Source organism: Massilia sp. Root351 (assembly GCF_001425045.1).
GTDB lineage: Bacteria > Pseudomonadota > Gammaproteobacteria > Burkholderiales > Burkholderiaceae_D > Rugamonas.
Window position 1 is genome coordinate 198,017 of record NZ_LMDJ01000012.1, and the last position, 19,026, is coordinate 217,042.

Below are 19,026 nucleotides of genomic sequence, written 5' to 3' on the forward strand. Positions count from 1 at the left end.
AATAACAACTTACTGCTCGCGCATGGCTTTCAGCTTTTGCTTCAGCTGCGCCATGATGGCATTGGTGGCGCGCTCCCCGGCCTGGATGGCCTTGTTGCGGTTGCCGAAATCGTTGCCCGCCATGCGCCCCAGCGGCGGCTGGATCACGATGTCGGCGTCCTTCAGCTCGTACTGGTTGATGCGCTGCCCCATGATGCTAAAGGTCTGCAGGATGACTTCCAGCGAGCTGATCGCCGCCTGGGAATCGGTCTGGGTCGAAATATTGACGGCAATGATGAAGTCTGCGCCCATTTCGCGCGCGAAGCGCACCGGCACCGGCGCCACCAGGCCGCCGTCCACATAGGTGCGGCTGCCGATCACCACCGGCTGGAACACGCCCGGCACCGACGAGCTGGCGCGCACCGCCATGCCGGTATTACCGCGCTGGAACAGGATCGGCTGGCCGTTTTTCAGGTCGGCCGCCACCGCGCCGAAGGGAATCTTGAGTTTTTCGATCGGGCGGTTGTGCACCGCCTTGTTGACGTAGGCTTGCAGCGCCTCGCCCTTGAGCACGCCGGATGACTTGCCAAACAGCGGCATGGCCCAGTCCGAAATGGCGGCCTCGTCCATTTCGTAGGCCATTTTCTGCAGGTTGGCGCCCGAATTTCCGGCCGCGTACAGCGCGCCCACCACGCTGCCGGCGCTGGTGCCCACCACCACGTCCGGCACGATGCCCTGTGCCTCGAGCGCCTTGATCACGCCGATATGGGCGAAACCGCGCGCGGCGCCGCCGCCCAGGGCCAGGCCGATCTTGATCTTGCGCTGAGGCGGTGCGGCCGCGGCGGCAACCGCCGGGGGCGCCAGCGGATTGACGGGCGTCACGGCCGGCGCCACCACGGTGGCGGCCGGCGAGGCAGGCACCACCGGCGGCGCGACCGGAGTGGAAGCGCATCCGGCCAGCGCGGCGGCAGCCAGGACGGAAGCGAGTAAGCGTTTCAAGGACATGTATCGGCTATCTGCACAGTTAAAGCGGGGCAGATTGTAACGCAAGCCGGCCCAGGCGCCCAAAACGCGGGCCGGATTGCGGCTTACACCTTGGGCAGGCAGACCGTGAAACTGCTGCCCTTGCCCGCCTCGGACTTGATCGACAGGCTGCCGCCGTGGCGCAGCAGCACGTGCTTGACGATGGCCAGGCCCAGCCCGGTACCCTGGGTCTCCCGCGAGCGGCTCTTGTCGACCCGGTAGAAACGCTCGGTCAGCCGCGAGATATGCTCGGGGCTGATGCCGATGCCGGTATCTTCCACCACGAACTTGACACCCTTGCCGCTGTCGCTCCAGCTCAGCCGGATGCTGCCGCCGGCCGGGGTATAGCGCACCGCGTTCGACGCCAGGTTGCCGAAGGCGCTGTGCAACTCGTCATAATTGCCCTGCACCGCCACATCCTCCATCTCCACCGAGATCTCGTGCTTGCCCGCCGACAGCGCGCGCGCATCGCGCAACACCTGTTCCAGCAGCGCGCGGGTATCGATCTTCTCCGGCCGCATCGGATGGTCCACCGATTCCAGGCGCGACAAGGTCAGCATGTCCTCGATCAGGTGCTGCATGCGATGCCCCTGCTCCGTCATCAGCTTCAGGTGCGCCATGCGGGTGGCCGTATCCAGGTCCTCGGAGGCGGCGATTTCCAGGAAACCGACAATCACCGTCAGCGGCGTGCGCAGCTCGTGCGAAGCGTTGGCGATGAAGTCGCGCCGCATCATTTCGGTGCGCTCGGTTTCCGTCACGTCGTGCGTAACCAGGATCTGGCGCCGGTTTTCGAACGGAATGATGTGCACGATCAGCTTGCGCTCGCGGAAAGTCAAGGTCAGCGGCTGGTCGTAGCGTCCCAGGATGATGTAATCCATGAATTCGGGGCTGCGGATCAGGTTGGTTACCCGCATGCCCTTGTCGCGTTCGTTGCGCAAGCCCAGGTGGGCTTCGGCGGCCGGATTGCACCATTCCAGGAACAGCACGTCGTCCATGATGACCACGCCGTCCGGCAGCAGATGCATGGCCTGGCGGAAGCGCGCCAGCCATTCGGTCAGCTCGGCCTGGTTTTTCTCGTCGTCGCGGCGCAGCCGGTACAGGCGCGAGAAAATGCCGGTCCAGGCGCCCCAGCCGTCGGGCAGCTTGGCGCTTTGCGGATCGTCCAGCCAGTCGCTCAGCTGGTACAGGTAATTCAGCTGCGCGAACACCATCACCGACATCGTGATGAAGGCCACGGTCAGCGCCGTCATGGCGCCGAACAGCCACCACAAAATGCCGACGCCCGCCAGGATCAAGCCCATGCGCAGCGCCGCCGGCACCCAGAACACCAGTTTTGGATTCATAGCGCTATTTTTCGGACAACATGTAGCCGACGCTGCGCACCGTCTTGATCAGGTGCTCGGCCTCCTTCAGCGCCTTGCGCAGGCGCAGCACGTGCACGTCCACCGTGCGCTCCTCGATCACCACGTGGTCGCCCCACACCTTGTCGAGCAGCTGGCTGCGCGAGAACACCCGTTCCGGGTGCGCCATGAAAAACTTCAGCAGCTTGTATTCGGCGTGGCCGATATCGATCTTCTGCTCGTTCATCAGCACCGTGCAGCTGACCGGGTCCAAGGTCACGCCGCCCACGTTCATCGCCGCCTGCGCGTGCTCCGGGCTCTTGCGCCGCAACAGGGCCTTGGCGCGCGCCAGCAGCTCGCGCGGCGAGAACGGCTTGGTGATGTAGTCGTCGGCGCCGCTGTTCAGGCCGGCCAGCTTGTCCTCTTCCATGCTCTTGGCGGTGAGCATGATGATGGGGATGTCCTGGAACTGGCGGTCGGAGCGGATGCGCGACAGCAGGCGCAGGCCGGTCTGGTCGGGCAGCATCCAGTCCAGCAGCAACAGCTGCGGGGTGCGCTTGGTGATGAATTCCCAGGCTTCGCCCACGGTCGAGACGGCGCACACATTCCAGCCTGCGTCGCGCAGCGAAAACGTCACCAGTTCGACGATCGCAGGCTCGTCCTCCACTATCAGTACAGTCGTTTTATCAGATGCCATGGTACCGCTTTACTTTATTCTGGGAGATCGTCCGGCAGGGGAACGGTCTTGGTATGGCGGATGTCCTTGCCTTCCACCACGTAAATCACGTACTCGGCGATGTTCTTCGCGTGGTCGCCGATGCGCTCGATTGCCTTGGCCACCCACAGGGTGTCCAGCGCGGCGGAGATTGTACGCGGATCTTCCATCATGAAGGTGATCAGATTGCGCATGATGGAACGGAACTCGTGGTCGATCACGGCATCCTGCGCGATCAGCTGCAGCGCCTGCTTGCCGTCGTTGCGGGCGAACGCGTCCAGCGCGTCGTGCAGCATGTCGCTGGTGGCGTTGGCGATGCTGCGCACCATTTCATAGTGGCTCACCGTCACGGCGCCGCGGCTGTGCAGGCTTTTCGCGGTGCGCGCGATCTTGGTCGCTTCGTCGCCGATGCGCTCCAGGTCGGTAATCACCTTGATGGTGGCCATCACGGTGCGCAGGTCGTTGGCGGTCGGCTGGCGGCGCACGATCAGGTGGCTGCAGGCGTCATCCAGCTGCACTTCCAGCTGGTTCACGGTATCGTCTTCGCGCATCACGCGCTCGGCGCGTTCCAGGTTGCCGATGCGGAAGCAGGTCATGGCGTCGAGGAATTGGGTCTCGACGATGCCGCCCATCAGCAGCACCTTGGAGCGGATCGCTTCCAGTTCCTCGTCATATTTCTTGGATGAATGTTCGCCCATCATGGTGGTTCTCTCCGTACTCTTGTTATGTGCCGAGGCTTAGCCGAAGCGGCCGGTGATGTAATCCTGCGTTTCCTTGCGGGCAGGGTTCATGAAGATCTGGTCGGTTTCGCCGAACTCCACCAGTTCGCCCAGGTACATATAGGCGGTGTAGTCGGAGCAGCGCGCCGCCTGCTGCATGTTGTGGGTGACGATGGCGATGGTGTAGTCCTGCTTCAGTTCGCTGATCAGTTCTTCCACTTTCGAAGTCGAGATCGGGTCCAGCGCCGAGGTCGGTTCGTCGAGCAGCAGCACGTCGGGCTTGACCGCCACGCCGCGCGCGATGCACAGGCGCTGCTGCTGGCCGCCGGACAGCGACAGGCCGCTCTTGCTCAGCTTGTCCTTCACCTCGCCCCACAGCGCGGCCTTCTTCAGCGCCCATTCCACGCGCTCGTCCATCTCGCCTTTCGACAGGTCTTCATACAGGCGCACGCCGAAAGCGATGTTGTCGTAGATCGACATCGGGAACGGGGTCGGCTTCTGGAACACCATGCCGACCTTGGCGCGCAGCATGTTGACGTCCTGGCCCGGCTCGAGGATGTTGCGGCCGCGGTACATGATGGAGCCTTCGGCGCGCTGGCCCGGATACAGGTCGTACATGCGGTTCAGCGTGCGCAGCAGGGTCGACTTGCCGCAGCCGGACGGGCCGATGAAGGCCGTCACCTGCTTCTCGTGCACGTCCAGGTTGACGTTGTGCAGGCTCTGCGTCTTGCCATAGAAGAAGTTCAGGCCCGAGATTTCGATGGTCTTGCGCTTGGCGGCGTTCGCTGCTTTGGTGTCGTTGCTCATTTGCGTATTCATCTGTATGTATGTTTGATTAGTTCGGGGCTTTTTGGCTGAACACGGTGCGCGACAGGATGTTCAGGCCCAGCACGCTGAAGGTCACCAGCAGGGCGCCGCCCCAAGCCAGCGAGCGCCAGTTGTCGTACGGGCTCATGGCGAACTGGTAAATCACCACCGGCAGGTTGGCCACCGGCGCGTTCATGTCGGCGCTGAAGAACTGGTTGTTGAGCGCGGTAAACAGCAGCGGCGCGGTTTCGCCGGAGATGCGCGCCACGGCCAGCAGCACGCCGGTCACCACGCCGGCCTTGACCGCGCGCAGGCGCACCGTCATGGCCACTTTCCAGCGCGGCGCGCCCAGCGCGAACGCCGCTTCCAGCAGGCTGTTGGGCACCAGCTTGAGCATATTGTCGGTGGTGCGCACCACCACCGGCACCGCGATCAGCGACAGCGCGATGGAACCGGCGTAGCCCGAGAAGTGCTTCACGTTGGCCACGTACAGCGCGTAGACGAACAGGCCGATCACGATGGATGGTGCGGACAGCATGATGTCGGTCACGAAGCGGGTCACCTGCGCCACCTTGTTCTCTTCGCCGTATTCGGCCAGGTAGATGCCGGCCAGGATGCCGATCGGGGTCGACACCACGGTGGCCACGCCCACCATCATCAGGCTGCCGACGATGGCGTTCAGCAAGCCGCCGCCTTCGCTGCCGGGCGCCGGGGTGTTGGCCGTGAACAGGGTGTAGTGCAGGGCCGAGAAGCCGTTGATCAGCAGCGTGGCCAGGATCCACAGCAGCACGATCAGGCCGACCGACATGGCCATCACGGACAGCGCGATGCCGATACGGTGCACCAGCAGGCGCTTGCGGTAGACCGGGTTCATTGGGGTAGCTTGGCTCATTTGACGCCTTCCTTGCGGGACATGCCGGCCAGCATCAGCTTGGCGGCGGACAGAACGATCAGGGTAATCACGAACAGGATCAGCGCCAGCGCATACAGCGAGGACACGTGCAGCGTGCTCTCCGCCTCGGCGAACTCATTGGCCAGCGTCGAGGCGATCGAGTTACCGGCCGCGAACAGCGACCAGGACAATTTGTTGGCGTTGCCGATGACGAAGGTCACCGCCATGGTCTCGCCCAGCGCGCGGCCCAGGCCCAGCATCACGCCGCCGACCACGCCGCTCTTGGTGTACGGCAGCACCACCTTGCGCACCACTTCCCACTTGGTGCAGCCCAGGCCGTAGGCCGATTCCTTCAGCACCGCCGGCACGATCTCGAACACGTCGCGCATCACGGAGGAAATGAAGGGGATGATCATCACGGCCAGGATCAGGCCGGCGGTCAGGATGCCGATGCCCATGGTCGGGCCGCTGAACACGGAACCGATGATGGGCAGCTGGCCCAGCGTGGCTTTCAGGAAAGGCTGCACGTAGTCGCCGAACAGCGGCGCGAACACGAACAGGCCCCACATGCCGTAGATGATGGACGGCACGCCGGCCAGCAGCTCGACGGCCGTGCCCAGCGGGCGGCGCAGCCAGACCGGGCAGATCTCGGTCAGGAACAGCGCGATGCCGAAGCTGACCGGGAAGGCGATCAGCAGCGCGATACCGGCCGTGGCCAGGGTGCCGACGATGGCGATCAGCGCGCCGTAGTTGTCATTGACCGGGTCCCATTCGACGGTGGTGATGAAGGCCGGGCCGAAGTGCTGCAGCGCCGGCATGGCGCCCAGCACCAGCGAAATGATAATCCCCACCAGTACCAGCAGTACCGACAGGGAAAAGGTCATCGTGACTTTGTGGAAGATGAAATCCTGGATGCGCTGCTTGCGCATGGTCGAGAGCATGGCGGCATTGGACACTTCTGTCATGGCGGGCTCCGACAAGGTGATCGGCGGGGATGTGATGTCTGCGCTCATAGAGTGGTCTTGTTCTGGATGTGGGCTAGCCGGGTGCGCCGCGGCGGCGGTCCGCCGCAGCGTCCCCGGCTAGCCTCCTCGGCTGTCCGAGGAGGCCGCGGGGATTAGTAGATTGCTTTACCCGAAGCGTCTTTCAGGTTGGCTTTCCACGAATCCTGCACCAGCTTCACAACCGAAGCAGGCAGCGGCACGTAGTCCAGGTCGGCGGCGGCGGCGCCACCGTTCTTGAAGGCCCAGTCGAAGAACTTGACCACTTCCTTGCCCTTGGCTGCATCAGCCTGGGTTTTGTGCATCAGGATGAAGGACACGCCGGTGATCGGCCAGGAGGTCTTGCCGGCCTGGTCGGTCAGCACCACGCCGAAGCCCGGGGTCTTGGTCCACTCGGCGTTGGCGGCGGCAGCTTTGAAGTTGTCGTCGTCAGGCTGCACGAACTGGCCGTCCTTGTTTTTCAGCTGGGTGTGCGCGATCTTGTTCTTCTTGGCGAAAGCCCACTCCACGTAGCCGATCGCGCCCTTGATACGCTGCACGTTGGCGGCCACGCCTTCGTTGCCCTTGCCGCCCACGCCCACCACCCACTTGACGGCGGTACCGGCGCCAACCTTGGTCTTGAACTCAGGGTTGGTTTTGGACAGGTAGTCGGTCCACAGGAAGGACGTGCCCGAGCCGTCGGCGCGGTGTACCACGGTGATTTCATCGTTCGGCAGTTTCATGCCTGGGTTCAGGGCGGTGATTTCAGCCGCGTTCCACTTGGTGATCTTGCCCAGGTAGATGTCGCCGATCACCTGGCCGGTCAGCTTCATCGCGCCCGGGGTGACACCGTCCAGGTTCACGATGGCAACCACGCCGCCCATGATGGCCGGGAACTGGGTCAGGCCTTCCGCGTCCAGCTCGTCGCCTTTCAGCGGGCTGTCGGTGGCGCCGAAGTCGACGGTCTTGGCTTTGATCTGCTTCACGCCGGCGCCGGAACCCACGGACTGGTAGTTCAGGCCGTTGCCGGTGGCTGCCTTGTACGATTCAGCCCACTTGGCGTAAATCGGGTAAGGGAAAGTTGCGCCTGCGCCGGTCAAGTCCGCAGCAGCGGCGGTGGAAAAGGCGACGGCAGCGGTGGCGCCGATAACCAGGGAGGTGAACAACTGTTTCATACGCATATCAATGTCCTTAGGGGTTGTGACGGTTTGAATGCTGCGCAGTCTACCGAGCCAATATGACAGCTTTATGACATGTGAAAAAATAATTAAAACACCCGCTTCAGAGGGAATAGTACCCCGGTTTTGACACCGTTCCGGTCAATTATGACAAACGTGACAGCCGCGCTGTCACCGTTTTGTCATGGAGTTGTCACAATTAACATCTACACTGGGGCGCGCCCGATTGGGCTAGAATTAACCATCTGCAAAGATAAAGTGATAGACAACATCATGAAGCCTGACCTGCGTTCGGAAACAAACAAGCACGGTATTTTCCTCGACCGCGAACTGTCCCAGCTGGCATTCAACCGCCGCGTCATGGCGCAAGCCGCCGACCCTGCCGTACCGTTGCTGGAACGCCTGCGCTATTTATGCATCGTCAGCAGCAATCTGGACGAATTCTTTGAAGTACGCGTGGCCAGCCTGCTGGCGGCCGCCGCCACCGACGGCAGCAACAGCGCGCTGCACCCTGCCCTGGCCGCCAACCTGCGCCGCATCTGCGACGAGTGCCACGAGCTGGTCAAACTGCAATACGAACTGTTAAATACCGAAGTGCTGCCGCAGCTGCAGGAAGCGGGCATCCACCTGCTGCGCCACACCCAGCGCAACGAGGCGCAACGCGCCTGGGTCAAGCAGTATTTCGAGCGCGAAGTGCGCCCGCTGCTAACGCCAATCGGCCTGGACCCGGCCCACCCCTTCCCGCAAGTGGTCAACAAGAGTCTCAACTTCATCGTTTCGCTGACCGGCAAGGACGCCTTCGGCCGCGGCACCGCCATCGCCATCGTCAAGGCGCCGCGCGTGCTGCCGCGCGTGATCCGCCTGCCCGACGAGCTGTCGGACGCGGGCGGGGTGTCGTTCTGCCTGCTCTCCTCCATCATCCATGCGCATATTTCCGACCTGTTCGCCGGCCGCGAAGTGATCGCCTATTCGCAGTTCCGCGTCACGCGCGACTCCGACTTGTGGGTCGACGAGGAAGAGGTGAAGAACCTGCGCCAGGCGCTCAAGGGCGAGCTGCAGGGCCGCCAGTTCGGCACCTCGGTGCGGCTGGAGGTGGCAAAGAACTGCCCGCCCGAGCTGTCGCAGTTCCTGCTGGACCAGTTCGCGCTGGACAACAGCCGCCTGTATGAAGTCGACGGTCCGGTCAACCTGGTGCGCCTGACCGAGATCATCAACAACGTGGCCCACCCCGAGCTGCGCTTTCCGCCCTTTTTCCCCGGTGTGGCCAACAAGACCACCAATACCGACATCTTCGGCGCGCTGCGCCAGCAGGACATCCTGCTGCACCACCCCTACCAGTCATTCCAGACCGTGATCGACTTCATCCGCGCCGCCGCGCTGGACCCGGCCGTGGTGGCGCTCAAGCAGACCATCTACCGCACCGGCATGAACTCGGACCTGATGGAGTCGCTCATCATGGCAGCCCGCGCCGGCAAGGAAGTGACCGTGATCGTGGAACTGATGGCGCGCTTCGACGAAGAAGCCAACATCAACTGGGCCGACAAGTTGGAGCAGGCTGGCGCGCAGGTGGTGTACGGCGTGGTGGGCTTGAAGACGCACGCCAAGGTGGCGCTGGTGATACGCCGCGAGGAAGGCGGCCTGCGCTACTACTCGCATCTGGGCACCGGCAACTACCACCCCACCACCACCAAGCTGTACACCGACTTCGGCCTGCTCACCAGCAACCCGGAGCTGGGGCGCGACGTCAACGAAGTGTTCATGCACCTGACCAGCCTGACCAAGCCGCAGAAGCTGAACCACCTGTGGCTGGCGCCGTTCGCGCTGCAGAACGAGGTGATCAAGGCCATCCGCAACGAGGCCAAGATCGCGCGCGCCGGGCGGCCCGGCCGGATTATCGCTAAAATGAATGCGCTGGTGGACGAATCGGTAATCCGCGCGCTGTACGCCGCGTCCAAGGATGGCGTCAAGATCGACCTGATCGTGCGCGGCGCCTGCACGCTGAAGCCGGGCGTGCCTGGCCTGTCCGAAAACATCCGGGTGCGCTCCATCATCGGCCGCTTCCTGGAACACAGCCGCATCTACTATTTCCGCAACGACCTGACGCACGACGTCTACCTGGGCAGCGCGGACTGGATGAGCCGCAACCTGTTCCGCCGCATCGAAGTTGCCTTCCCCGTGCTGGACCGCGCGCTGAAGCGGCGCGTCATCGCCGAAGGCCTGAACCCTTACCTGAAGGACAACAGCAATGCCTGGGAACTGGAGCCGACCGGCCATTACCAGCGCCGCCGTCCGCGCGGCAAGCAAACCCTGTTCAGCGGACAGCAATACCTGATGCATACCCTGGGCACGCCCAGCGGCGAGGTCAACGACTAACGCGAAAAGAGGGATACCATGGACCTGATCTTGTGGCGCCACGCCGAAGCCGAAGAAGCGGCTCCCGGCCAGTCCGACCTGGAGCGGGCCCTGACAACCAAGGGCCAGAAGCAGGCGCGGCGCATGGGCCAGTGGCTGGACTCCCAGCTGCCGGACAATTGCCGCGTGCTGTCCAGCCCCGCGCTGCGCACTTTGCAGACGGCGGAAGCGCTGGGCCGCAAATTCAAGATCCACAACGACCTGGCGCCGGGCGCGGACGCGGCCGACGTGCTGAAAGCGGCCAACTGGCCGGGCGCCCGGGAAACCGTGCTGGTGGTGGGCCACCAGCCCACCCTGGGCCAGGCGGCGGCGCTGCTGATGACGGGGGAGGACCAGGACTGGGATATCCGCAAAGCCAGCGCCTGGTGGTTCGTGCAGCGCGATCCGGGCGACCCGGACAGTCTTTACCTGAAGGCGGTGATGGCTTCGGACCTGGTGGTGAAATAGCGTTGCAACTGTGGCTTGAAAAGCAAAACGCTTCTGCTAAAGTTTAGTTGTATCAACTCTAGGGAGCTGCCGTCCCAAAGACGGTTGAAAACTTATGTTTACCCTCCTCACCATGGGCATTTTTGGCGGCATGATCGCACTGGTCGTGTTCGAGCTGATCCAGGAGTCCAGTGGGAGCCATCACAAACTATCCGATCGCTATCACGAATAGCCTGCCGCTGCGCGGAACCGGGCGCCTTAAGCTAGCACTTAAGGCGCCTTTGTCGCGTTTACAGCTTGCTGCTCTTCCTGCTTATCCCTGCTTATCTCGCTGCTACATGCCGGTTTTGAACTTGGTGTAGATGCGGGTGATGGAACGGCGCACGTCGGCCGGCACTGCTTCCGGGGCGATCATGCGCTGCATGTCGGCCGCCGGCAGGAAGACCGTCTTGTTGTCGGCGATATCCTTGCGCACAAACTTGATGCCTGCCTTGTTCGGGTTGGCGTAGAACACCTTGTTGGTCAGGCTGGCATGCACTTCCGGACGCAGGATGTAGTTGATGAACAGGTGCGCATTGTTCGGGTGCGGCGCGTCGGCCGGAATGGCCATGGTGTCGAACACCAGCGCGGCCGAGGTCTTCGGCACCAGCACCTGGATCTGGTTGCCGTTCTTAGCGTCGATGGCGCGCTGGCGGGCGATGTTGATGTCGCCGGACCAGCCGAAGGCCACGCAAATGGCGCCGTTGGCCATGTCGTTGATATAACCCGACGAGCTGAACAGCGTGACGTAAGGACGGATGGCCGTCAGCACCTTGCCCGCCTCGGCGTAGTCGGCCGCCTTGGCCGAGTACGCCGGCTTGCCGATGTATTGCAGCGCCGCCGGCAGCACCTCGGACGGCGAGTCGAGGAAGGACACGCCGCAAGACTTCAGCTTGGCCGCGTATTTCGGGTTGAAGATCAGCTCCCAGGCATTGTCCGGCATCGGCTCGCCGCCCAGCGCGGCTTTCACCTTGCCGACGTTGATGCCCACCGTGGCGTAGCCCCACAGCCAGTCCACCAGGTATTCATTGTTGGGGTCGATCTTGGCCAGCTTGGCCTGGATTTGCGGGTCCAGGTTGGCCAGGTTGGCCAGCTTGGACTTGTCCAGCTTGCGCAGCTGCTTGGCGTCGATCTGCAGCTTGGCCCACGGTGCGGTCGGCACCACGATGTCGTAGCCGGATTTGCCGGCGGCCAGCTTGGAGTTCAGGATCTCGTTGTTATCAAAAACATCATAGCGGACCTTGATGCCGGTCTCTTTCTCGAAGTTCTTGATGGTGTCGTCGGCGATATAGTCCGACCAGTTGTAGATGTTCAGGACTTTCTCTTCCTGCTGCGCCTGCACCAGCCCCGCCGTGGACATCATGGCAGCCGTCGCCGCCAACATCATCAACTTCCCCCAACGCTTCCCCGCCATATGCCTGCCTCCAAAGAAAAGAAGAATACTCAGAACGCGAGATGATCAGGCATTGCGGCGCCGAATGCAAGCGCGCCGGGCCCGTTAGGCCAGGAAGTCGAACAGCGAGCGCGCGCCGGTGTAGCCGGGCAAGGCTTCGCTGGCGGCGGCCTGCTCCTGCTGCGTGTAGAACGCCACCAGCACATTGGCCTGGGTAGTCAGCGCCTTGGCCAGGTCGGCCTTTTTCGCGGTGAGGGTGCCGATGTCCTTGCTGACCTGCTGCGCCTCGCGCTGGATGCTGCTGTTCTTGCCGGTCAGGACATCGATCTTGGCGTCGAACTGGTCGGCCAGGCCCTTGCCCTGGTTGGTGAACAAGCCGGCCACGCCGGCCGAATCGGCCGCAATGGCGCTTTTCAGCTTCTTGTCGTCCAGCACCAGCTTGCCGCTGCTGTCGACCGTCACGCCGGCCGCCGCCAGCGCGGTCCTGGACACCCCGCCGCCGCCCTGCACCAGCGAATTGAGCTCGCGGCTGACCTGGCCCAGCGCCAGGTCGGACTTCAGCTCGCCCTTCTGCAAGGCGCTCAGTTTGTTGTTCAGGTCGTTGTAGGCGTTGACGAAGCTGGTGACGTTCTGCGCGATCTGGGCGCTGTCCTGGCTGACGGTCACGTCGGTCTTGCCGCTGCCGGTCAGGGTGACGCTGACGCCTTCGATGGCGTCCTTCAGCGTATTGCCGGCGCTTTTCACTTCCTTGCCGTTCACGGTGGCCAGCGCGTCCTGCGCCGCTTGCGCCTGGGTCAGGCCCTGCGCCGTGGGGCTGTTGTTGGCGGCCGGATTGTAGGACACCAGGCTCTTCACGGCCGCGTCGCCGGACACGCTGATGCGCATGCTGGCCGCTTCGCCGTTTTCGCCCTTGATCTGCAGCGCGTAGCCGGTGCCGCTCTTGACCACGCTGGCGTCGATGCCGGCGTCCTTGAAGGCGGCGGCAATGCCGTCCAGCGTATTGTTCTTGCTGTCGATGGTGATGGTCTTGGCGGCGGTCTTGCCGGGCGTGAATTTGTCCGCGCCCTCGACACCGAATTCAACCTTGATGGTGGCCGGCGAGCCGGTGCCGATCCTGGAACCGGCGCTGGCCAGCTTGTCGCTATTGAGGATCTGGCCCTGCGCCAGCTGTTTCACCTCCACCGCATACGTGCCGGGTTTGGCGGTGCCGCCCGCGCTCACGTTCAGCACGCCCTTGCCGGACGACGTGGCCGAGGTGCTCAGGCCGCTGCCGGCCAGGCGCTCGGCGATCGACTGGAAGCCGGTCAGCGCGCTTTGCAGCTGGCCCAGGCCGGACAGCTTGGTCTGGTCGCGCAGCAGGCTGGTATTCAGCCTGGCCACGGAACCGGCCTGGCCCGCCAGCGTGCGCTCGACCTTGGCCAGTACCGACGCCGACGGCGTCGAGCTGTTCGCGCCATACGCCGCCGTGCCGGTCAGATTGCCGTAGTTTCCGATGCTGCCGATGCCTGAGTTTGCCATTTTGTGTCATCCGATCAAAGTGGAAGACATGATAAGGTCTTCACCCGTCCATCAATGCGGCAAACAGCGCGGTATAAGCCGCCCGTATCAGCGCATGAACTTGCCGATCGCGGCCACGGCGGCCGCATCGGGATTGATGAATTGTAGGCCGACTTTCACGTCGTCGCCGCTAAAGATGCAATATGTTACTTTTGAACGGCAGCTAATGATGACCGGTTTGCCATCCACAAACATCTCGAATGAAACCTGCCCGATCTGGCCGGACGGCACCATGTGGCCCATGGTGACCGACATGCCGGTCGGGCCCAGGTCGATGGTACGGGCCGGCGCCGGCTTGGCGCCCTCCATTACCACCACCGCTTTTGCGCGTAAAATTTTACGGGTTGTCTGCCTTTGATCTACTAGCACGCTGTTGCTTCCTGAATTTCGACTTGCCTGTTGACTGCCTGATCAGAGCGCGTTTCTGGTAGCGCTCTCCAAGCCTTCATTCTACTGCGCATTCACTTTTGATGCAGGCGGAAATTGCCGTACGAATAAACTTGCTTACTGCAATTCACGCAGCTTGGTGAACGCGTCGTCGATGCGCTCCACCGCCACGATGGTCATGCCCTCGATGGCCTGCTTGGGCGCGTTCGCCTTGGGGATCATGGCGATCGAGAAACCCAGCTTGGCCGCCTCGCGCAAGCGTTCCTGGCCGCGCGGCGCGGGCCGGATCTCGCCCGCCAGGCCCACCTCGCCGAACACCACGAAGCCGCGCGGCAGCGCCTTGCTGCGCATCGACGAGTTAATCGCCAGCAGCACCGCCAGGTCGGCCGCCGGCTCGGTGATCTTCACGCCGCCGACCGCGTTGATGAACACGTCCTGGTCGAACGCGGCAATGCCGGCGTGGCGGTGCAGCACCGCCAGCAGCATGGCCAGCCGGTTCTGCTCCAGGCCCACCGACAGCCGGCGCGCGTTCGGCAGGTGGCTGGCATCGACCAGCGCCTGGATTTCCACCAGCAGCGGGCGGGTTCCCTCCTGCGTCACCATCACACAGGAACCGGGCACCTGGTTGTCATGCTGCGACAGGAACAGCGCGGACGGATTGGACACGCCTTTCAAGCCCTTGTCCGTCATGGCGAACACGCCCAGCTCGTTGACCGCGCCGAAGCGGTTCTTGATGGCGCGCACCAGCCGATAACTGGAATGGTTGTCGCCCTCGAAGTACAGCACCGTATCGACAATGTGCTCGAGCACGCGCGGCCCGGCCAGCGCGCCCTCCTTCGTCACGTGCCCCACCAGGATGATGGTGATGCCGCTCTGCTTGGCCATGCGGGTCAGCTGGGCTGCGCACTCGCGTACTTGCGCCACCGAGCCGGGCGCCGAGCTGAGCGCGTCCGAATACATGGTCTGGATCGAGTCGATCACCGCCACCTGCGGCTTCAGCTCGGCCAGCGTGCCGAGCACCTTTTCCAGCTGGATCTCGGCCTGCAATTTGAGGTCGCGCGCGTCGATCGCCAGGCGCTTGGCGCGCAGTGCGATCTGGGCGCCGGATTCCTCGCCGCTGACATACAGCACGCTTTTCGCGTGCGACATGTGCGCCAGCGCCTGTAGCAGCAGGGTCGACTTGCCGATGCCGGGATCGCCGCCGATCAGCACCACGCCGCCGGCCACCAGGCCGCCGCCCAGTACCCGGTCGAACTCCTCGATGCCGGTCGGGAAGCGCGGCACGTCCAGCGCCTCGATGTCCTGCAGCGACAGCACCGGCGCGGTCTGCGCCAGCGACAGGTGCTGCGGATTGGAGTAGCGGTTGTTGCCGGCGCCGGACTCCAGCACGGTTTCCACCATGGTGTTCCACTGCTGGCAGGCGCCGCACTGGCCGGTCCATTTGCTGCTGGTTCCGCCGCATTCGGTGCAGGTGTAATTGGTTTTTGCCTTGGCCATGCCGGTGCTCCTTACGCTTCCACCACGCGCACGCGCGGCGCCAGCGCGCACATCAGCTCATAGCCGATGGTGCCGGCGGCGGTGGCCACCTCGTCGATCGGCATGCCCCGTCCCCACAGCACCACCTTGCTGCCCACGCGCGCCTGCGGCAGGCCGCTCAGGTCCACGGTCAGCATGTCCATCGATACGCGGCCGACCACGCGGGTGCGCACGCCGTCCACCAGCACCGGCGTGCCCTGCGGCGCGTGGCGCGGGTAGCCATCGGCGTAGCCGCAAGCGACCACGCCGATGCGCATCGGGCCGTCGGCCTGGAAGCGGCTGCCGTAGCCGACGCAGTCGCCGGCCAGGATGTCCTGCACCGAAATCAGTTCGCTGCTCAGCGTCATGGCCGGCAGCAGGCCGAATTCCTCGGCGCTCTTGCCGCCCGGCGAGCCGCCGTACAGCATGATGCCGGGCCGTATCCAGTCGCTCACCAGTTCGGCGCCCAGGGTCCGCGCCGCGCCGGGCATGTGGAAGATGCCAGCCGAGTTGGCCAGGCTGAGCGGCCCCGGCAAGCCGGCCGCGCCGGCGTTGAAGCGGCGCACCTGCTCGCCGATCGGCAGGCGCGGATGCGCGGTCTCGTCGGCATTGGCGAAGTGGGTCATCAGCGTGATTTCGCCCACGTGCGGCAGCGCGCGCAGGCGCGCATGGGCGGCGGCGAACCGCTCCGGCTTGAAGCCGAGACGGTTCATGCCGGTGTTCATTTTCAGGTGCAGATTCAGCGGCTTGGCCGCTGCGGGCAGGCGGGCCGACTCGATCAGCGCCAACTGCTCCTCGCCATGCACGGCGCCGTTGATGCCATGCGCGGCCATCATGGCCACGTCGGCCGCGTCGAAAGGGCCTTCCAGCAGCAGGATGGGCTTGGTCCAGCCCAGTTCGCGCAAGCGCAGCGCGTTGTCCGGCTCGATCAGCGCCAGGCCGTCGGCGTCCGCCAGGCCGCGCATGGCGCGCTCCAGTCCATGGCCGTAGCCGTTCGCCTTCAGCACGCCCCACACCCTGGCGCCCGGCGCGCAGGCTCTGGCCCGCGCCAGGTTGTGTTGCATGGACTCTATATGGATGGTTGCGACGATCGGCCTTGGCATAGTGAAATCGGGACGGTTGAGCGAAGCCGTATTCTACCCGGATGCGCCGCCGGATGCGCCCCGGGCAGCAGCCCGGACAACGCCTGATTTCCTTGCGGAAACATCGAAACGGCGGGCTTGGCCGCAGCTTCCGTACATGTAGTCGATTTCTTGGGAATACCAGTTATTCATGGTATAAAGCAAGCCGAGATTAGTTTCCAGGCCTTCCAGTATGAATCGTGGTTTTTATACCATCATGGCAGCGCAGTTCTTTTCGTCACTGGCAGACAATGCACTGCTGTTTGTGGCCATCGATCTGCTGATTTCCATGAAGTCCCCGGCGTGGCTGACGCCGCTGCTGAAATTGTCGTTCGTGCTGTTCTACGTGCTGCTGGCCGCTTTCGTCGGTGCTTTCTCGGACGCCCTGCCCAAAGGCCGGGTCATGTTCATCGCCAACATGATCAAGATCCTGGGCTGCGCCATGATCTTCTTCCATGTTCACCCGCTGCTGGCCTATGCCGTGGTCGGCTTCGGCGCGGCGGTGTACTCGCCCGCCAAGTACGGCATCCTGACCGAACTGCTGCCGGCCGAGAAGCTGGTGGCCGCCAACGGCTGGATCGAAGGCCTGACCGTGACCTCCATCATTCTCGGCACCGTCATGGGCGGCGCGCTGGTGACCGGCCGCCTGTCGAGCATGCTGCTCAATATCGACCTCCCGCTGATCGAGACCGGCATCGACACCACCACCGAGGCGGCGCTGTGCGTACTGGGCCTGACCTATGTGCTGGCGGCCATCTTCAACCTGCGCATCCCGGACACCGGCTGTATCTATCCGCACCAGGAACGCAATCCGATCAAGCTGATCGTCGATTTCTCGAACTGCTTCACGCTGCTGTGGAAGGACAAGCTGGGCCAGATTTCGCTGGCGGTGACCACGCTGTTCTGGGGCGCCGGCGCCACCTTGCAGCTGATCGTGCTGGAGTGGGCGCAGCGCTCGCTGGGCATGCGCTACGACCAGGCCACCAGCATGGTGGGCATGGTTGCCATCGGCATCGCCTTCGGCGCCATCATGTCGGCCCGCTTCATTACGCTGCGCAAGTCGCTGTCGGTGATCCCGCTGGGCATCCTGATGGGGGTCATCGTGATGGGCATGACACTGGTGTACTCGACCTGGATCGCCTACCCGCTGCTGGTGGTGATCGGCGCCATCGGCGGCTTCTTCGTGGTGCCGATGAACGCGCTGCTGCAGCACCGGGGCCACGTGCTGATGAGTGCGGGCCACTCGATCGCGGTGCAGAACTTCAATGAAAACCTGTCCATCCTGACCATGCTGGCCATGTACTCGCTGATGATACGCCTGCACCTGGGACTGAACACCATCATCGTGCTGTTCGGCCTGTTCATTGCCGGCATCATGCTGTGCATTATGTGGCTGCACAATGCCAACCAGCGCCAGCACGATTCGCTCGCACTGATCGGCGAAGCGAAGCACTAGCGTAGCACTTTACGGGGGCAGCAGCCCCTGTTCACGGCGCGCGGCGGCCCGCGCGCGCCAGTCGTCCGGCGCGACAAAACCCCGCTCGCGCTCGACCAGCCAGCCATCCCGCTCCACCACCGACGCCACCATCACCGGCGACATCTCCTGTTCGAAACGGGCCAGCACGGCCTGCACCACTTGCGCAGCGTCCAGCGGCGCCGCGCTGTCGACCGCCGCGATGGAATTGATGCGCGCCGGTCCGGCGGCGGCTGGCGATCCCGGCGGGCGGTCCGGCACCGCATCCGGCCCGGAACCCGGCACGGGTGCACCGGCGCCAGCCGCGCGCACCTTCAGCGGCGCCAGCCATTGAAGGCGCGGCATCACCACGTACTGTTGCCGCGGCTGCGCGGCGCCGTTGCGGCCGGCCGCGAATTCACGCAGCGTGCTCCAGTAGCCCAGGCAGTGGCCGGGCGAGATGCCGGCCAGCGCGTGCGGCGAACCTTGCGGATAGAACAGCCAGCCCTTCACCAGCGCCTGCGCCAGATCCACCGGCTGCGGCAGCAGCGGCTGCGCGGCGGGGTGGTAGGCCAGTTCGAGCTGCTTGGCGAAAGTCTTGCGCATCTTGACGCCCAGCGTGTCCGCCAGGTTGGGGCCGACCAGGTGGTTGAAGCTGGCCGCTCCCGCCGTGTCGTCCAGCAGGTAGAACTTGGTGGCGAATTCCCAGTGCAGCAGCTGGCTGCCATGGCGCAGCAGGAAATCGAACTCGCCCACCGTGTCGTTGCGGTTGGCGCGCACCTGCAGGCCATGCGCCACCAGGGTGCCTTGCTGCTCGAAATAGAACGCCATCAGTTTCTCGGCGTACAGGCCAAGGCGCGAATAGAAACGGCCGCCCAGGGCGGCGTCCAGCGGCGCGGGGTCGCGCTCCAGCGCGGCCAGCCATTCGGCGGCCGCCGGCGGCACGGGGCCGAGGGTGGCGATGCGGTTTTGCCAGTGCGGCGAGGCCGGGTCGAGCAGGTCCGGCGCGTCCAGCAGCCAGGCCAGCGCGCGCACATGGGGGCGGGTCAGATGGCCCCAGGTGCGCTCGAAGCGCATCTGGTACGTTTCC

General features: G+C 64.1%; 17 protein-coding genes. 3 read left to right on the top strand and 14 right to left on the bottom strand.

The annotated features are described in order from the left end of the window. Nucleotides 1-9: 9 nt before the first annotated feature. From ASD15_RS13895 to pstS, 8 genes are all read right to left on the bottom strand, one after another. Nucleotides 10-984 carry a patatin-like phospholipase family protein gene (locus ASD15_RS13895; RefSeq protein ID WP_057155565.1) on the bottom strand — a complete coding sequence of 325 codons (975 nt, stop codon included), beginning with the start codon at nt 982-984 and terminating at the stop codon, nt 10-12. Between the two features lie 83 nt (nt 985-1,067). After that, on the bottom strand, nt 1,068-2,345 hold the full coding sequence (phoR, locus tag ASD15_RS13900) for a phosphate regulon sensor histidine kinase PhoR (protein ID WP_057155566.1): 1,278 nt from the start codon (nt 2,343-2,345) through the stop codon (nt 1,068-1,070). 4 nt (nt 2,346-2,349) lie between these two features. After that, nucleotides 2,350-3,039, bottom strand: coding sequence for a phosphate regulon transcriptional regulator PhoB (phoB, locus tag ASD15_RS13905; protein ID WP_057155567.1), 690 nt, complete (start codon nt 3,037-3,039; stop codon nt 2,350-2,352). Between the two features lie 14 nt (nt 3,040-3,053). After that, on the bottom strand, nt 3,054-3,758 hold the full coding sequence (gene phoU, locus ASD15_RS13910; RefSeq protein ID WP_057155568.1) for a phosphate signaling complex protein PhoU: 705 nt from the start codon (nt 3,756-3,758) through the stop codon (nt 3,054-3,056). Nucleotides 3,759-3,794: 36 nt separating this feature from the next. Continuing rightward, the gene (gene pstB, locus ASD15_RS13915) at nt 3,795-4,595 is read right to left on the bottom strand and encodes a phosphate ABC transporter ATP-binding protein PstB (RefSeq protein WP_057155569.1); all 801 of its coding nucleotides are present in this window, start codon (nt 4,593-4,595) and stop codon (nt 3,795-3,797) included. Between the two features lie 16 nt (nt 4,596-4,611). Beyond that, nucleotides 4,612-5,475 carry a phosphate ABC transporter permease PstA gene (gene pstA, locus ASD15_RS13920; RefSeq protein ID WP_057155570.1) on the bottom strand — a complete coding sequence of 288 codons (864 nt, stop codon included), beginning with the start codon at nt 5,473-5,475 and terminating at the stop codon, nt 4,612-4,614. Then, nucleotides 5,472-6,440, bottom strand: coding sequence for a phosphate ABC transporter permease subunit PstC (gene pstC / locus ASD15_RS13925; RefSeq protein ID WP_229418181.1), 969 nt, complete (start codon nt 6,438-6,440; stop codon nt 5,472-5,474). The genes pstA and pstC overlap by 4 nt, the downstream gene beginning before the upstream one ends. A gap of 152 nt (nt 6,441-6,592) precedes the next feature. After that, nucleotides 6,593-7,630: a phosphate ABC transporter substrate-binding protein PstS gene (pstS, locus tag ASD15_RS13930; RefSeq protein ID WP_373888178.1), complete on the bottom strand. Its 1,038-nt coding sequence runs from the start codon at nt 7,628-7,630 to the stop codon at nt 6,593-6,595. Between the two features lie 276 nt (nt 7,631-7,906). On the opposite strand from pstS, the gene ppk1 reads away from it, so the two are divergent. Together ppk1 and sixA are read left to right on the top strand one after the other, a co-directional pair. Beyond that, entirely contained in the window at nt 7,907-10,006 is a 2,100-nt protein-coding gene (ppk1, locus tag ASD15_RS13935) for a polyphosphate kinase 1 (protein WP_057156066.1), read from the top strand. A gap of 18 nt (nt 10,007-10,024) precedes the next feature. Then, the gene (sixA, locus tag ASD15_RS13940) at nt 10,025-10,492 is read left to right on the top strand and encodes a phosphohistidine phosphatase SixA (RefSeq protein WP_057155573.1); all 468 of its coding nucleotides are present in this window, start codon (nt 10,025-10,027) and stop codon (nt 10,490-10,492) included. Nucleotides 10,493-10,805: 313 nt separating this feature from the next. Here the strand turns inward: sixA and ASD15_RS13945 are convergent, their stop codons facing one another. The 5 genes from ASD15_RS13945 to alr form a co-directional block, all read right to left on the bottom strand. Then, on the bottom strand, nt 10,806-11,924 hold the full coding sequence (locus ASD15_RS13945) for a polyamine ABC transporter substrate-binding protein (protein ID WP_057155574.1): 1,119 nt from the start codon (nt 11,922-11,924) through the stop codon (nt 10,806-10,808). Between the two features lie 84 nt (nt 11,925-12,008). Continuing rightward, nucleotides 12,009-13,421 carry a flagellar filament capping protein FliD gene (gene fliD / locus ASD15_RS13950; protein ID WP_057155575.1) on the bottom strand — a complete coding sequence of 471 codons (1,413 nt, stop codon included), beginning with the start codon at nt 13,419-13,421 and terminating at the stop codon, nt 12,009-12,011. 87 nt (nt 13,422-13,508) lie between these two features. Continuing rightward, nucleotides 13,509-13,829, bottom strand: a complete 321-nt coding sequence (locus ASD15_RS13955) for a PilZ domain-containing protein (RefSeq protein ID WP_057155576.1) — start codon at nt 13,827-13,829, stop codon at nt 13,509-13,511. Between the two features lie 135 nt (nt 13,830-13,964). Then, nucleotides 13,965-15,344, bottom strand: a complete 1,380-nt coding sequence (gene radA, locus ASD15_RS13960; protein ID WP_057155577.1) for a DNA repair protein RadA — start codon at nt 15,342-15,344, stop codon at nt 13,965-13,967. An 11-nt stretch (nt 15,345-15,355) separates the two neighbouring features. Further along, complete coding sequence (gene alr, locus ASD15_RS13965) at nt 15,356-16,465, bottom strand: alanine racemase (protein ID WP_057155578.1); 1,110 nt, start codon at nt 16,463-16,465, stop codon at nt 15,356-15,358. A 211-nt stretch (nt 16,466-16,676) separates the two neighbouring features. On the opposite strand from alr, the gene lplT reads away from it, so the two are divergent. Further along, on the top strand, nt 16,677-17,939 hold the full coding sequence (gene lplT, locus ASD15_RS13970; RefSeq protein ID WP_057155579.1) for a lysophospholipid transporter LplT: 1,263 nt from the start codon (nt 16,677-16,679) through the stop codon (nt 17,937-17,939). A 9-nt stretch (nt 17,940-17,948) separates the two neighbouring features. Here lplT and ASD15_RS13975 read toward each other — a convergent pair whose 3' ends face one another. Beyond that, complete coding sequence (locus ASD15_RS13975) at nt 17,949-19,013, bottom strand: DUF1853 family protein (protein ID WP_162249897.1); 1,065 nt, start codon at nt 19,011-19,013, stop codon at nt 17,949-17,951. Nucleotides 19,014-19,026 lie beyond the last annotated feature (13 nt).

Coding starts and splice junctions, on each gene's coding strand:
- ASD15_RS13895 (WP_057155565.1), bottom strand. CDS start 984: ATGTCCTTGAAACGCTTACTCGCTTCCGTCCTGGCTGCCGCCGCGCTG.
- phoR (WP_057155566.1), bottom strand. CDS start 2,345: ATGAATCCAAAACTGGTGTTCTGGGTGCCGGCGGCGCTGCGCATGGGC.
- phoB (WP_057155567.1), bottom strand. CDS start 3,039: ATGGCATCTGATAAAACGACTGTACTGATAGTGGAGGACGAGCCTGCG.
- phoU (WP_057155568.1), bottom strand. CDS start 3,758: ATGATGGGCGAACATTCATCCAAGAAATATGACGAGGAACTGGAAGCG.
- pstB (WP_057155569.1), bottom strand. CDS start 4,595: ATGAATACGCAAATGAGCAACGACACCAAAGCAGCGAACGCCGCCAAG.
- pstA (WP_057155570.1), bottom strand. CDS start 5,475: ATGAGCCAAGCTACCCCAATGAACCCGGTCTACCGCAAGCGCCTGCTG.
- pstC (WP_229418181.1), bottom strand. CDS start 6,440: ATGACAGAAGTGTCCAATGCCGCCATGCTCTCGACCATGCGCAAGCAG.
- pstS (WP_373888178.1), bottom strand. CDS start 7,630: ATGAAACAGTTGTTCACCTCCCTGGTTATCGGCGCCACCGCTGCCGTC.
- ppk1 (WP_057156066.1), top strand. CDS start 7,907: ATGAAGCCTGACCTGCGTTCGGAAACAAACAAGCACGGTATTTTCCTC.
- sixA (WP_057155573.1), top strand. CDS start 10,025: ATGGACCTGATCTTGTGGCGCCACGCCGAAGCCGAAGAAGCGGCTCCC.
- ASD15_RS13945 (WP_057155574.1), bottom strand. CDS start 11,924: ATGGCGGGGAAGCGTTGGGGGAAGTTGATGATGTTGGCGGCGACGGCT.
- fliD (WP_057155575.1), bottom strand. CDS start 13,421: ATGGCAAACTCAGGCATCGGCAGCATCGGAAACTACGGCAATCTGACC.
- radA (WP_057155577.1), bottom strand. CDS start 15,344: ATGGCCAAGGCAAAAACCAATTACACCTGCACCGAATGCGGCGGAACC.
- alr (WP_057155578.1), bottom strand. CDS start 16,465: ATGCCAAGGCCGATCGTCGCAACCATCCATATAGAGTCCATGCAACAC.
- lplT (WP_057155579.1), top strand. CDS start 16,677: ATGAATCGTGGTTTTTATACCATCATGGCAGCGCAGTTCTTTTCGTCA.
- ASD15_RS13975 (WP_162249897.1), bottom strand. CDS start 19,013: ATGCGCTTCGAGCGCACCTGGGGCCATCTGACCCGCCCCCATGTGCGC.